Raw genomic sequence first — 13,605 nt, 5'->3', positions numbered from 1 at the left:
GAACGACGGCGAAGGGGTGTGAACTCAGCGGGTCACGTCGGGTCCCGCCGGCGCCGCCAGATCGGCACGGTCGGGCAGCGCCTCCCAGTCGCCGGGGACGGTGCACATCAGCGCGCCCGCGGTGACCGCGGTACGCAGCCGCTCCGCCGGGGCGCGCCCGGCGAGCCGCTCGGCCAGGTGGGCGCCGACGAACGCGTCGCCGGCGCCGACCGGGTCGACCACCTCGACCGGCACCGCGGGCTCGAACAGCACGGTCCAGCCATCGGTCCGGTCATCGGCCCGGCCATCGGGGGGGTCTCCGCCCGCCGACCCGGCACCCTCCGGCGGCGTCCCCGCGTCCCGGAACAGCGCGAGCGCCCCCTGCGCGCCCAGCTTGATCACCACCTCGGACGGGCCGAGCGCGGCCAGCTCGCGGGCGAGGGTCTCCGGGTCGGCCTCGGTCGTCCCGAGCACCAGGCGGGCCTCGTCGTCACCGGCGTACAGCACGTCCGCCGATGCGGCGAGGGTCCGCAGGGCGGGCCCCGCCTCGGCGTCGGACCACAGCGCGGAGCGGTGGTTGACGTCGACCGAGACCGTCGTCCCGGCCTCCCTGGCCACCGCGACGGCGTGTGCCGCGGCCGCCCCGGGGCCCGGTCCGAGCGCCGGGGAGATGCCGGTGACGTGCAGCAGCTCGGCGCCGGCGATCAGCTCGTCGTCGACATCGGACGGGACGAGCCGGGACCCGGCGGCGTGCGACCGGTAGTACCAGACCTTGATCCGGCCGCCGGGCAGGCGTTCCTTGAGCATCAGTCCGGTCGGGGCGTCCGGGTCGCGGACGGCGTGCACCGCGATCCGCTCCGCGGTCAGCTCGCGGACCACCCGGTCGCCGATCGCATCGGCACCGAGCCGGCCGGCCCACGCGGTCGGCACGCCGAGCCGGGACAGCGCGATCGCGACGTTGCTCTCCGCTCCGCCGATGCCCAGTGCCATCTCGCCGACGTGCGCGAGCCGGCCGACCGAGGTCGCGGCGAGCAGGCCCATGGTCTCGCCCAGGCAGACGGCCCGTGGTGTCCCGCTCATCAGGCGCTCACCTCGTCCCGGGGCCGGGCGCCCGCGTCGTGCGGGACCGTGAGGTCACGGTCCAGGGTCTCCGGCGCCATCCAGGCGGCGATCAGGCTGACCAGCGCGATCAGCGACATGTAGATCGCCACCGGGATCCAGGACCCGGTGAACGCGCTGAGCAGGGCGGCACAGATCAGCGGTGCGACACCACCGCCGAGCGCGGAGGAGAACTCCCGGCCCAGGGTGACGCCCGCGTAGCGGTAGCGACTGCCGAACAGCTCCGGGAAGTAGCTCATCTGGACCCCGACGCCGCCGTTCACGGCGAGCACGAAACCGATCACGATGGTCACCACGATGGCGATCGGGTCGCCGGTGTTCAGCGCGACGAACGCGGGCCACGGCAACAGCACGATCCCGGCCATGATCCCGACGTAGACGGGCCGTCGTCCGACCCGGTCCGACAGCGACCCGAAGCCGAACGCCGCGATCCCGCCGCAGATCGCCCCGATCAGCAGCACCGGTGGCACGAACGACGAGTCGACCCCGACCTGCATCACCAGGTAGGAGGCGATGAACACCTGGAAGGTGTAGGACTGCGCGCTGGTGCCGACGTTCATGAACAGCACCAGCAGCATCGGACGCCGACCGTGCCGGAACACCTCACCGGCCGGCTTGGCCGGTGCGACGTGGTTGTCCTTCAGCTCGGCGAACACCGGGCTCTCGTCGAGCTTGCGCCGGATCACCATGGCGACGATCGTGACGATCAGGCTGGACAGGAACACCAGCCGCCAGCCCCAGCTCATCAGCTGCTCCTCGGGCAGCTGCTGGACCGCGATCCAGACGACGGCGCCGAGTGCGGTGCCCAGCGCCGCGCCCACCATGACGAGCGAGGCGTACCGGCCACGGCGGCCCCGCCCGACCGTCTCGGTGAGCAGGGTCGCGGCCCCGGCCTGTTCGGCTCCGGCGCCGAAGCCCTGGAAGAACCGGCAGAGCACCAGGAGCACCGGTGCGAGCACGCCGATCGTCTCGTAGGTCGGCAGCAGACCGATCAGCAGCGTCGAGCCGCCCATCAGCAGCAATGTCGCGACCAGGATCCACTTACGGCCGAACCGGTCGCCGTAGCGGGAGAAGAACAGGCCGCCCAGCGGCCGGGCGAGGAATCCGACCGCGTAGGCCGAGAAGCTCGCCAGGATGCCGGCGGCCGGCGACACGTTCGGGAAGAACAGCGACGAGAACACCAGCGCCGACGCGGTGCCGTAGATGACGAAGTCGTACTGCTCGAGCGTGGTGCCGACCAGACCGGCCCAGGCCGCCTTGCGGGTCGCCTTCGGGTCGGCCGGCCGATCCGGATCCAGTGTGGACGGATTGGGAGGAGTTCCGCTGGTGTCCATGCGTCCTCGAATGGAGTAGGGGCCCCGTGCGGGGCGGGACGGCGTCAGTCGCCCGGGCGGACGACGACCTTGAGGTGGTGCGGGTCGGCACCCGGCGCGCGCAGCGCCTCGGGTGCGTCGGAGAGGGCGAACCGGCCGGTCAGTACCCCGGCGAGGTCCACCCGTCCGGACGCGGCGAGCCCGATCGCGGGCCCGAACGCGTGCGCGGACCGGAACGAGGCGTTCAGGTCGATCTCCCAGCGCTGCATCAGCGCCAGCGGCAGCCCGTCGACGGCCGGCGGTGCCTGCCCGACGACGGTCGCCCGCCCGGCGGGGCCGAGCGCGTGCATGCCCTGCCAGAGCGCGGCCGGTACCGCCGAGCACTCCAGCAGCCGGTCGAAGGCGGCGTCCGGGAGGTCGTCGCGGGCGGTGTTGACGGTGCCCGTCGCGCCGAGCCCGGCGGCCCGGTCGAGCCGGGCGTCGTGCACGTCGGTGACGACGACCTGCTCGGCGCCCGCGGCCCGGGCGACCTGGGCGACCAGCACCCCGATCGGTCCGGCACCGGTGACCAGCACCCGGTGCCCGGTGCCGACACCGGCCCGGCGGACCGCGTGCACGGCCACCGCCAGCGGCTCGACGAGTGCGCCGAGCTCGGTCGGCAGTGTGTCCGGCAGCGGGTGTGCGGCGCGTGCCGGGACGGCCCGGTAGCCGGACATGGCGCCGTCGGTGGGCGGCGAGCCGAGGCAGGTCCCGGACGGGCACAGGTGGTAGGCACCGGACCGGCAGGTCGGGCAGTGCCCGCAGCCGACCGCGGGCTCCACCGCGACCCGGGTGCCGACGGCCGGGCCGTCCACACCGGAGCCCAGTGCGGCGACCACACCGGCCGGTTCGTGCCCGAGCACCATCGGGCCGCGCAGCACGTTGCGTCCGTTGCGGCCGTCGGTGAAGTAGTGCACGTCGGATCCGCAGACGCCGACCGCCTCGACCGCGACGAGCACCTCGCCCGGTCCGGGGCCGGTCACCGGCACCTCCTCGACCCGCAGGTCGAGCGCGCCGTGCAGGACCGCGGCACGGGTGTGCCCAGGAATCGATTCGGTGTTCACGGCGCCCTCCGCTCTCCGGCGGCCTCGGCGACCGCCGCGTCGACACCGTGCCGGACGAGCACGTCGAGCAGCTCGGCCGTGCGGTCCGCGAAGCCCGCGCCGGGCTCACCGCCGAGCAGTTCCAGCCCGGCGCGCACGTGTGCGGCGATCGGGCCGGCCGCGGTCGCGGCGAGCTGCTCGCGGGCCGGTTCCGCCATCGCGGCGGCGTGCGGGCCGGGATCGAACCCGGCCGGTGGTGCGACGCAGGCGAGCCAGCCGGCGACGGTCAGCGCGAGGTGCTGGGGCAGCACCCCGGACGCCAGGTGCTCGGCGGCCGGGCCGGGGATCCGCTGGGCGAGCTTGAGCGACCCGTCCGAGCCGACCTGCCGGGTGCGGTGCCCGAGCGCGGCGTTCGACCAGCGAGTGAACAGCTGCCCGGCGTAGTCGTCCACGTCGACCCCTTCGGGCACCCGGACGGTGGGCCGGTAGTCGTCGTGCAGCACCCGTCCGGCCGCGGCCCGGATCGACGACCGGGCGACCGAGCGGGCGATCAGGTCCTCCCCGGCGAGCGCGCCGAGGTAGGCGATCAGCGAGTGGGTGCCGTTGAGCAGGCGCAGCTTGAGCAGCTCGTAGCCGGCGACGTCGTCGGTGAACACCGCGCCGGGGATACCGTCGGTGAACACCGCGCCGTGAATGCCCTCGCCCGGTGCTTCCCAGGCGGGGCGGCCGGCCGCGAACGCGTCCTGCAGCACCCACATGCTGAACGGTTCGGCGGGCACCGGGACGGCGTCTGCGGTACCGGTGAGCCGCGCCGCGGCGGCCCGGGTGGCATCGGTGGTGGCCGGGACGATCCGGTCGACCATCGAGTTCGGGAACGTGACCGTGTCGAGGTAGCCGAGCAGCTCGTCGCGCTCCCCGGCGGGCAGCGCGGCCGCGAACCCGCGCACCAGGCGCTGCGTCACCTCGCCGTTGGCGAGCAGGTTGTCGCAGCTCAGCACCGTGACCGGGGCGCCGTGCCCGCGGGCCCGACGCTGCAGGCCGCGGGCCAGCAGGCCGATCGCGGTGCTGCACGTACCGGCCAGGTCCGCGCGGACACCGGGATCGTCGAGATCGATGCCACCGGTGCGCGGATCGATCGTGTATCCGCCCTCGGTGACGGTCAGCGACACGATCCGGGTGTCCGGTGCGGCGAGTGCGGTCAGCACCGGCTCCGGATCGCGGGCCGCCACCAGTGCGCCGGTGTGCACCGCGGGCACGCTCGCCCGCTCACCGTCCGGTGAGATCTCGACGACGGCGTACCGCAGGTCCTGGGCGACCAGCGCGTCGGCGACCGCGGTGCTGCGCGGTGCGATCCCGAGCACGCCCCACGGGCCTGGTTCGGCGGCGAGCGCGGCCGCGGTGTGCACGGCCTGGTGTGCGCGGTGGAAGTTGGACAGCCCGATGTGGACGATCCCGGTCGAGAGATCCGTCGAGGGAGCCATGGGTCACCAGTCCGTCATCGATCCGTCACGGCGGCGCGCGACGGGCAGCAGGGCGGGTTCGTAGCCGGAGCGGGCGGCGAGCGCCTCGTCGACGTCGACACCGAGGCCGGGTGCGTCACCGGGATGCAGGTGACCCCCGGTGCAGCTCCAGTCGTGCCGGAACACCTCGTGCACCTGCTCGGGGTAGCCCATGTATTCCTGGATCCCGTGGTTCGGCGTGGCCAGCGCGACGTGCAGGCTCGCCGCCATCGCGATCGGCGAGACGTCCGACGGGCCGTGCGGGCTCACCTTCACCTGCCACACGTCGGCCAGCGCGGCCAGTCTGCGCAGCGCGCTGATCCCGCCGGAGTGGGTGACCGCGGCGCGCGCGTGGTCGATCAGCTGCTCGGTGATCAGCTGCTGGAACTCCCAGAGGGTGGAGAACACCTCGCCGATCGCCAGCGGGACGGTGGTGTGTGCCCGGACCCGGCGCAGCACGTCCGGGTTCTCGGCCGGGGTGACGTCCTCCAGCCAGTACAGATCGGCCGGTTCGACGGCCTTCCCCAGCCGGGCGGCCTCGATCGGGGTGAGCCGGTGGTGCGCGTCGTGCAGCAGCGCGAGCTCCGGCCCGGTGTGCGCCCGGACCTCGGCCAGCACCCCGGGGACGTGCCGCAGGTAGGCCGCGGTGTCCCAGACCTCCTCGGCGGGCACGGTGCCCCGGGTGGCCGGCTCGTAGCCCGGCCCGCGGCCGACGCCGTACACCGAGTCCAGCCCGGGCACCCCGCTCTGCACCCGGACCGCGGTGAAGCCGCGCTCGCGGACCGCGTCGACGGCGTCGCACAGCTGCCCGGCCTCCCAGCCGGTGGCGTGCGTGTAGGCCCGCACCCGGTCCCGGACGGCACCGCCGAGCAGCTGATAGACGGGCAGTCCGGCGGCCTTGCCCTTGATGTCCCAGAGCGCGAGGTCGACCGCGCCGACCGCGGTCATCGTGACCGGGCCGCGCCGCCAGTAGGCACCGCGGTAGAGGTACTGCCAGGTGTCCTCGATCCGCGCCGGGTCGCGCCCGATCAGCTGCGGGCACAGGTGCTCGCGCAGGTACGCGGCGACGGCCAGCTCGCGGCCGTTGAGGGTGGCGTCGCCCCAGCCGGTCAGACCGTCCGCGGTGCTGATCTTCAGGGTGACGTAGTTGCGGCCTGGCGAGGTGAGCAGCACCTCGGCGGCGACGATCCGGTCCGTCGTGCTCACCGGCCGCTCACCCCCACCACGTTGGTCGGCTGCTCCCCCGCGGCGAGCCGGTGCACGTTCGCGCCGATCTCGGCGGCCCGCCCGAGGAAGGTCTGCCGGGTCAGGCCGGAGCTGTGCGGGGTCATCAGCACGTTGCCCAGCTCGCGGAACGGCAACGACGACGGCTCCGCCTGCGCCGTGCCCGGTGCCGGGTAGCCGTACCAGACGTCGATCGCGGCGCCACCGATCGTGCCGTCGCGCAGCGCCTCGTACAGCGCCCGCTCCTCGACCAGCGCTCCGCGCCCGACGTTGACCAGGATCGCGGAGTCCTTCATGGACGTCAGTTCGGCGGCGCCGATCAGTCCTTCGGTCTGCGGGGTGAGCGGTGCGCTGACGACGACCACGTCGGAGCAGGCCAGCAGCTCGCCGAGCCGGTCGGTCGTACTGCCCGCCCAGTCCAGGCCGGCGGCGGCGGCGTCGATCGCGCCGCGCCTGCTGACCGCGACGCCGCGGGCACCGAAGGCCCGCAACCGCTCCCAGGCGCGGGATCCGATGTGCCCGAAGCCGACCAGGCCGACGGTCGCCTCCTGCAGCGTGCCGGTCCACGGGGCGGCGGGATCGTAGGCCGGGGTCGGCCACCCACCCCGGCGCAGCGCGGCGTCCTGGCTCAGGAAGCCACGGCGCAGCAGCACCGCCGAGGCGGCGACGTACTCGGCGATCGAGTTCTCGTGATGGAAGGTGTTGGCGACGGTGCAGCCGGCGGGAAGCGCGTCGATATCGATGCCGTCGGTCCCGGCACCGGCGGCGTGCACCAGCCGCAGCCGGGACCCGGCGGTAGCGACCTCGGCCGGGCAGTGCCCGCCGACGAGCACGTCCGCGTCGCCGACCAGCGCGGCGATGTCGGCGGCGTCCCGGGTCGGGGACCAGACGATCTCGCTGCCGGCGGGCAGCGCGGCCTCGGTCTCGGCGCGGATCCCGACCAGGTTCTGGTCGGCGACGACGATCTTCACGGGGTGACCTCCAGTGCGGTGGCGGACCGGGCCGGCGCCGGGCCGGTGGTGCCGCGCGCGACGAAGTGGGTGGACAGCCGGACGGCTCGCGGTGCGGTCCGCTCGCCGGCCGCGGCACGGCCGAGGATCTCCATGGCGAGGGTCCCGGCGCGGTCCATCGGGGTGGCGATGCTGGACAGTCCCGGCTCGGACAGTGCGGCGAAGGGGATGTCGTCGCTGCCGACGACGGACAGGTCGTCGGGCACCCGGGCGCCGAGCGACCGGGCCCCGGCCATCAGGCCGAGCGCGACCAGGTCGTTGTGCGCGATCGCGGCCGTCGCACCGGAGGCGAGCACCCGCGCCGCGGCGGCGCTGCCGCCGTCGGTGGTCTCGGTGTGCCAGCCGAGCAGCGACAGCTCGCAGCCGTACTCCGCGGCCAGATCGCGCACCAGGCCGATCCGGTGCAGGTTCGACCACGAGTCGGAGCGCCCCTGGACATAGGCGATGTGCTTGTGCGCCAGCGCATCCAGGTGGTCGACGACCTGCCGCAGACCCTGCGTGGAGTCGGCGATCACGCAGTGCCCGCCCGGGATCTCGCGATTGACGAGCACCGACGGTGTGGCGCCGCACAGCTCGAGCACCTCGGCGCCCTCCAGCCGGGATGAGTGCACGACGATGCCGTCCACCCGCGCGCGCAGGTCGGCGATCACCTCACGCTCGCGCTCGGCGTCGTAGTCGGTGTCCGCGACGACCACCGTGGACCGGACCTGCCTGCCCTGCGCCTGGGCGGCCTTGACGAAGCGGGAGAACACCGGGTTCGCGATGTCCGGGACGACCGCGGCCACCGTGCTGGTGTGCGGCGCGACCACCGGCTCGACGACGCGCGGCGTGTACCCGAGCTCCTGCGCGGCGGTCAGCACCTTGTGGCGGGTCCGGGCGCCGATCCGCTCCGGGTCGGAGAACACCCGGGAGGCGGTCGACAGTGCGACACCGGCGGTCCGGGCGACGTCGGTCAGGGTGGGCGCCACTGCTCTCCTCCTCGTGGTGTCCCCGCATCGGGACGGGCACATCCTGCAATGTCTTGCGCAATATTGTCAAAGCTTGTCGGACGGCGGGTGCGACGACCCGGCCTACACTCCGCGGCGTGCCCGAGCCGACCTCCCTCGATGCCCTCGACGTCGACCTGCTCGCCGCCATGGCGGACCGGCCGCGGGCCGGGGTGCTGGAGCTGTCCCGCGCGCTGCGGGTCGCCCGCGGGACCGTGCAGGCGCGGCTGGACCGCCTCGAACGGGCCGGTGTCGTCACCGGGTACGGGCCGGACGTCGATCTCCACGCGGCCGGCTACGGGGTGCAGGCCTTCGTGACGCTGGAGATCGCGCAGGGCGAGCTGGCCGACGTCACCGAGGCACTGACCGCGCTCCCCGCGGTGATCGAGGCGTACGCGACGACCGGCTCGTCGGACGTGCTCTGCCGGCTCGCGGCGTCGTCGCACGAGGACCTGCAGGCGACCCTGCTCGCGCTCGGTCGCTCACCACTGGTCGCCCGCTCCACCAGTGTCGTGGTGCTGTCCACACTGGTCGCGCCGCGCTGGCGGCCACTGCTCGCCGACCGGCACCGGGAGGGGCCGAGCCGGGCGCCCGCCTACCGGCCCTGATCGCGTCAGTGCAGGTGGTGCGCCGCCCGGTGCGCACCCAGCACGTCCAGCCCGAAGTCCGACGACGGATCCCGCCACACCGAGTGCGCGTGGTTGGCGTCGCGCTGGGTGTTGTCCCACTCGATGAGCAGCCGCGGGCCCTGCAGCCGGTAGTAGTTCGGGGCGCCGTCGTCGAGCGACCCGGCCCAGGCCACGTGCACCCGGTCGAGCTCCGTGTCGTCGTCGTAGCGGGCGGCCGGGGACACCTCCTCCGGGACCCGCCGCAGGTAGGTGCCGAGCAGGGCGCGCAGCATCTCGCGCTGCCCGGCGTCCAGCTCCGCGGCGGGGACGCCCCGCGGGGTGCGGGAGAGCCGCACCGTCTCCTTCTCGGCGCCGGTGAACCCGGCCCGCTGCTCGATCGCCTCGCTCGTCGCGTCCAGCTTCGCCTGCTCGGTGTCCGAGCCGAACCGGCCCCGCCAGACCCCGGTCAGCGGGATCCAGTTGTCACCCTCCTGCGGATCGGCCCGGTTCGCCGCGACGACGTCCGGTGGCGCCTTGTCCAGCAGCACCGCGCTCCCGCGCAGCTCCGCCGGCAGCGACCGGACGAGATCGCGGGCCAGGTCCTCGACCCGGCCGAGCGGGCGCAGCGTGGTGTCCCCCAGCAGCTCCGAGGTGGCCGGGTCCGCGCCCAGGAAGCACGGCGTCGTCGCCACGACCTCGCCGTCGACGACCAGCATGTTGATCGACACGTGATGCCCGCCGAACCGCCAGCCCCATGCCCCGGTGCCGCCGGGCTCGCCGAACACCCGCAGGTAGTACATCAGCGGATCCCGACCGCGGGTGCGGTCGAACATCGTCACGAAGCCCTCGCTGTGGTCCAGCACGTTCTCCAGGCCCATCACCGTCACGACGGTGACGTAGGCGGCCCGGGACAGCCCCGACCCGACCAGCTTCATCGCGGCCCGCTGCTGCGGCGGGAGCTGCTCGTGGAAGGTCAGCCCGCCGTGGTCGGTGGGGGTGTAGAACCAGCGCCTGCGCTCGGCGTCGGTGTCACCGTCGCCGGTCGGGACGTGCCCGGTGGCCCGCTCGCGCTGCGCCGCGTCGAGCGTGCCGAGCCAGTCCCGGGCCGCCTCGGCCATCGCGCCGGCCGTCGCGCGGGTGCCCGCCGCATCGCTCATGCCGCCGACGGTAGCCACCTCCGAGCCGCCGCACCCACCGAGACGCGCGACGGCGGGCAGGGGCGAGCCGAGTCGTGCGGCCGGTCCGGCTCTGTCACCCTTGCCCGCGTGCCGCACCTCATCCGGGCCGGTGCCCGGTCGGCCCGCACCGGCACCATCGCGCTGCTCGCCGCGCTGACCGTGCTCGCGGGCTGCGGATCGGACTCCGTCCACGACCATCCCGGTCCGGCACCCGGGCCGCCGCTCGGCGAGGCGACGGCGGCACCACCCGAACCACCGGCATCGCCCGGACCCGCCGGACCGGCCCGACCGGCCCTGTCCGAGGCCGACGTCGCGGCGGGCGTGCGCAGCCGGGAGGTGCCGCGGTCGGAGACCGGTGAGCTCGTCGTCGTCCCGGGTGCGGACGACGCGCCCGCCGGCCGTGCACGGACCGTCCCGATGCGGATAGAGATCGAGCGCGGTGTCGACGTCGACGGCACCACGTTCGCCGGGTTCGTCTCCGCGGTGCTCGACGATCCCCGTTCCTGGGGCGGCGACGGCTCGGTCGGCTTCGCGCGCACCGACGGCCCGGCACCGCTGCGGATCGTGCTCGCCACCCCCGATCTCGCCGACCGGCTGTGCCTGCCGCTGGACACCGTCGGCCGCCTGTCCTGCCGCAACGGCGACCGCGTCGTGATCAACCTGGAGCGCTGGGTCACCGGCACCCCGGAGTACGCCCACGACCTGACCGCCTACCGGCGCTACCTGGTGAACCACGAGGTCGGGCACTGGCTCGGGCACGGACACGAGCCCTGCCCCGGGCCGGGCCGCCCGGCCCCGGTGATGCAGCAGCAGACCCTCGGGCTCAAGGGCTGCACGCCCCAGCCATGGCCGCGCTGATCGGTCCCGCCCCGATCGGCCGGCACTCCGGGCGGACGCCGGAACCCGGATCCCCGTCCTAGTCGCCCGCGTCGCGCACCAGCAGCGCGATCTGTACCCGGTTGTCCAGACCCAGCTCGCGCAGCAGCTTCGACACGTACGACTTCACCGTCGCCACCGACATGTGCAGCTCCTCGGCGATGTCGGCGTTCGACCCGCCGCGGGCGACCGCCTCGGCGACGTCGCGTTCCCGCTCGGCGAGCCGGTCCAGCCGGGAGCGGGCGGCGCGGCGCCGGTCCACCGGCCCGGAGCCGCCCTTCACGATGCCGATCAGCCTGCGGGTGATCGCCGGGGAGAGCACCGCGTCACCATCGGCGGCGGCCCGGACCGCCTCGACGATCCCCTCCGGCGCGGCGTCCTTGAGCAGGAATCCGCTGGCCCCCGCCCGCAGCGCCCGCACGACGTGCTCGTCGGCGTCGAACGTCGTCAGCACGACGACGGTCGGCGGGTCCGGCTCCGCGTTCAGCTTCTGGGTCGCGACGACACCGTTCACCCGTCGCATCCGCAGGTCCATCAGCACCACGTGCGGCTGCCCGGCCCGGACCGCCGCCGGGACCTCGTCGCCGTCGCCGGCGTCGCCGACCACCGTGATCCGCCGCGGCGTCCCCGCGCCGGCGAGTACGTGTCCGTCGAGCATCACCCGCAGACCGGCCCGGACCAGGGGGTCGTCGTCGACCAGCAACACCCGGATCTCCGGATCGGGACTCACGCGCTCTCCTTCCGCCACGGCAGCGCCGCCCGCAGCCGGTACCCGCTCGGCAGCGGGCCGTGCGCCAACGTGCCGCCGGTCAGTGTCTCGACCCGCTCGCGCAGGCTCACCAGTCCGGTCCCCGCGCCCTCCGGTGCCGGCAGGTCGCCGGTGCAGCCGGAGGTGACGGTGACGGTGAGATCGCGGCCCGGGCGGCCGTCGAGCACCACCTCCACCGGCGCGCCCGGCGAGTGCCGGGCCGCGTTGGTCAGGCCCTCGCGCACCACCCGGTACGCGACCCCGGCCAGCGGCCTGCCCGGCGGGGCCACCATCAGCAGTGCGGTCGACCGCAGCGACACGTCGGCACCCGCCGCACGTGCCTCGGACACCAGTGCCTCGACCGCGGTCAGGTCCTCGGTGTCCTCGATCTCGTCGCACGGCGGGTCGTGCAGCACCTGAACGATGGTCCGCAGGTCCTCCATCGCCCGGTGTGTGGTGTCGCGCAACACCTGTGCGCTCTCCCGCACGGTCTCGGCGGACAGGTCGGTGCGCAGCGCGAGCGCGCCCGCGTGCACCGACAGCAGCGACAACCGGTGCCCGAGCCGGTCGTGCATCTCCCCCGCGATCCGCCGGCGCTCGGCGATCCGGGCCTGCTCGTCACGCAGCGCCCGGTCCACCTCCGCCCGGGTGAGCCGCTCGCGCAGGTCGTCGACCATCGCCCGGCGGGTGCCGGTGAACAGGCCGGCGGTGACCGAGGTGACCAGCAGCGTCGTCGCCCCGAGGAGCATCGCCCACATCGTCTGCCAGTCCGGGATCGCGGCGAAGTTGACCGCGGCACCGACGACGGCGAGCACCGTGATCAGGACCGTCTCGAGCACCCGGCGCCGGGTCGCCACGACGAACACCCCGACCAGCGGCAGGAAGCTGGTCAGCGGTGACACGTTCGCCGAGAGCACCGCGACCAGCCCGAACGCCCGCGGGTACCGGTACCGCCACGGGATCGTGACGATCGCGGCGGCGCCGGCGACCAGCTGCAGGATCTGCACCGGGCCCGTGATCTCGCGCGTCTCGCCGATGCTCAGCCCCGCGGCGGTGACGGCGATCATCAGGATCGCCGACATCACGGAGGGTCGGACCGGCACCCGTCGACCATAGGCGGCGCGCCGCAGCTGTCCAGCACGTTCCCCCCACCGCGGCCGGACGCGGAGACCCCCCGGTACCCCGCGCCCGGCCACCGCGCCGGATCCCCGTTTCAGGACCTTCCCCGTCCCGTCCCGGCCCCGCACCGGATCACGAGCTTCCCCCCGCGGTCGCCGCCGAGGCCGCGACCGCAGCGGTGACGGCCTGGACCTCGCGGACCGCCGCCGTCACCGCGGGCCCGGCCCAGTCGCCGTCGGCGACGACCCGGGCCCGCTCGCGCAGCTCACGCCGCCGCCCGTCGAGCACCCGGTGCTCGGCCCGGACGGCGTGCAGCAGTGACACCAGACCGGCGAGCCGGGTGTCGACGGCGACACCGTCGCGCAGCGCGGCGCTCACCCCGGCCAGCAGCCTGTCGCGCAGCACCGGATCCGGCCACCACCGGGCGAACCGCAGGAACCCACCGGGCTCGCGATCGACGTGGCCGCTGCCGGCGAGCACGTCCAGCACGGCCGGCCGCAGACCAGGAACCAGTCTGCTCACCCCACGACGGGCCGGGAACCAGCCGGACGGCAGCCGGGCCGCCCGCTCGGTGACGACGTCGGTGACCGGGCCGGGGACCAGACGCAACCGCGGGTGGGGCCGCTCGTCGGTCTCCAGCCGCCCGCGGGCCGCCAGATCGAGCAGCACCGCTCCGGCCAACGCACGCTCGGTGCGCTGCCGATCGACCACGAACCGGCCGGTGGCGGGATCGAGCAACACCAGGGCCAGCAGCTCCGGCAGGGTCGGCCCGCCGCTCGATCCACCGGTCGACCCGCCGGTCGGCCCGCTCGCTGTTCCGCTCGGGTCCATCCGTCAGCCCCTCTCGCTCGGCGCAACCGAGGC

The 13,605-nt window shown here is 74.6% G+C and carries 13 protein-coding genes; 2 read left to right on the top strand and 11 right to left on the bottom strand.

Annotated elements, in window-relative coordinates; translation table 11 throughout:
* Positions 1 to 24: 24 nt before the first annotated feature.
* From Pdca_RS12810 to Pdca_RS12780, 7 genes are read right to left on the bottom strand one after another with little or no spacing between them, the layout of a single operon-like run.
* Positions 25 to 1,059, bottom strand: a complete 1,035-nt coding sequence (locus tag Pdca_RS12810; RefSeq protein ID WP_085911334.1) for a sugar kinase — start codon at positions 1,057 to 1,059, stop codon at positions 25 to 27.
* On the bottom strand, positions 1,059 to 2,432 hold the full coding sequence (locus Pdca_RS12805) for an MFS transporter (RefSeq protein ID WP_085911333.1): 1,374 nt from the start codon (positions 2,430 to 2,432) through the stop codon (positions 1,059 to 1,061). The genes Pdca_RS12810 and Pdca_RS12805 overlap by 1 nt, the downstream gene beginning before the upstream one ends.
* Positions 2,433 to 2,476: 44 nt before the next feature.
* Positions 2,477 to 3,514, bottom strand: a complete 1,038-nt coding sequence (locus tag Pdca_RS12800) for an NAD(P)-dependent alcohol dehydrogenase (protein ID WP_085911332.1) — start codon at positions 3,512 to 3,514, stop codon at positions 2,477 to 2,479.
* Positions 3,511 to 4,974 (bottom strand): mannitol dehydrogenase family protein, encoded by a 1,464-nt coding sequence (locus tag Pdca_RS12795; RefSeq protein ID WP_085911331.1) that lies wholly within the window; start codon positions 4,972 to 4,974, stop codon positions 3,511 to 3,513. Before Pdca_RS12795 ends, Pdca_RS12800 begins: the two co-directional genes overlap by 4 nt.
* A 3-nt stretch (positions 4,975 to 4,977) precedes the next feature.
* Entirely contained in the window at positions 4,978 to 6,198 is a 1,221-nt protein-coding gene (manD, locus tag Pdca_RS12790; RefSeq protein WP_085911330.1) for a D-mannonate dehydratase ManD, read from the bottom strand.
* Complete coding sequence (locus Pdca_RS12785; RefSeq protein ID WP_085911329.1) at positions 6,195 to 7,187, bottom strand: 2-hydroxyacid dehydrogenase; 993 nt, start codon at positions 7,185 to 7,187, stop codon at positions 6,195 to 6,197. Before Pdca_RS12785 ends, manD begins: the two co-directional genes overlap by 4 nt.
* Complete coding sequence (locus Pdca_RS12780; protein WP_085911328.1) at positions 7,184 to 8,194, bottom strand: LacI family DNA-binding transcriptional regulator; 1,011 nt, start codon at positions 8,192 to 8,194, stop codon at positions 7,184 to 7,186. The genes Pdca_RS12785 and Pdca_RS12780 overlap by 4 nt, the downstream gene beginning before the upstream one ends.
* 116 nt (positions 8,195 to 8,310) lie before the next feature.
* Between Pdca_RS12780 and Pdca_RS12775 the strand changes: the two genes are divergently transcribed.
* Positions 8,311 to 8,820 carry an Lrp/AsnC family transcriptional regulator gene (locus Pdca_RS12775; RefSeq protein WP_085911327.1) on the top strand — a complete coding sequence of 170 codons (510 nt, stop codon included), beginning with the start codon at positions 8,311 to 8,313 and terminating at the stop codon, positions 8,818 to 8,820.
* Between the two features lie 5 nt (positions 8,821 to 8,825).
* Here the strand turns inward: Pdca_RS12775 and Pdca_RS12770 are convergent, their stop codons facing one another.
* Positions 8,826 to 9,977 (bottom strand): DUF3500 domain-containing protein, encoded by a 1,152-nt coding sequence (locus tag Pdca_RS12770; RefSeq protein WP_085911326.1) that lies wholly within the window; start codon positions 9,975 to 9,977, stop codon positions 8,826 to 8,828.
* Between the two features lie 108 nt (positions 9,978 to 10,085).
* Here Pdca_RS12770 and Pdca_RS12765 point away from each other — a divergent pair, with 108 nt between their 5' ends.
* A complete protein-coding gene (locus tag Pdca_RS12765; protein WP_197719979.1) occupies positions 10,086 to 10,856 on the top strand; it encodes a DUF3152 domain-containing protein in 771 nt (256 codons plus the stop codon).
* A gap of 58 nt (positions 10,857 to 10,914) precedes the next feature.
* Here Pdca_RS12765 and Pdca_RS12760 read toward each other — a convergent pair whose 3' ends face one another.
* The 3 genes from Pdca_RS12760 to Pdca_RS12750 all read right to left on the bottom strand — a co-directional run bounded on the left by Pdca_RS12760 (position 10,915) and on the right by Pdca_RS12750 (position 13,572).
* Complete coding sequence (locus Pdca_RS12760) at positions 10,915 to 11,604, bottom strand: response regulator (protein ID WP_085911325.1); 690 nt, start codon at positions 11,602 to 11,604, stop codon at positions 10,915 to 10,917.
* Positions 11,601 to 12,725, bottom strand: coding sequence for a sensor histidine kinase (locus Pdca_RS12755; RefSeq protein ID WP_125911382.1), 1,125 nt, complete (start codon positions 12,723 to 12,725; stop codon positions 11,601 to 11,603). The genes Pdca_RS12760 and Pdca_RS12755 overlap by 4 nt, the downstream gene beginning before the upstream one ends.
* A 148-nt stretch (positions 12,726 to 12,873) precedes the next feature.
* Complete coding sequence (locus Pdca_RS12750; protein ID WP_085911323.1) at positions 12,874 to 13,572, bottom strand: GOLPH3/VPS74 family protein; 699 nt, start codon at positions 13,570 to 13,572, stop codon at positions 12,874 to 12,876.
* Positions 13,573 to 13,605: the final 33 nt, after the last annotated feature.

Source organism: Pseudonocardia autotrophica, from assembly GCF_003945385.1.
In the GTDB taxonomy this organism is placed as follows: domain Bacteria; phylum Actinomycetota; class Actinomycetes; order Mycobacteriales; family Pseudonocardiaceae; genus Pseudonocardia; species Pseudonocardia autotrophica.
Note: the sequence above shows the minus strand (reverse complement) of the source record. Positions and strands in the feature narration are given on the sequence as shown.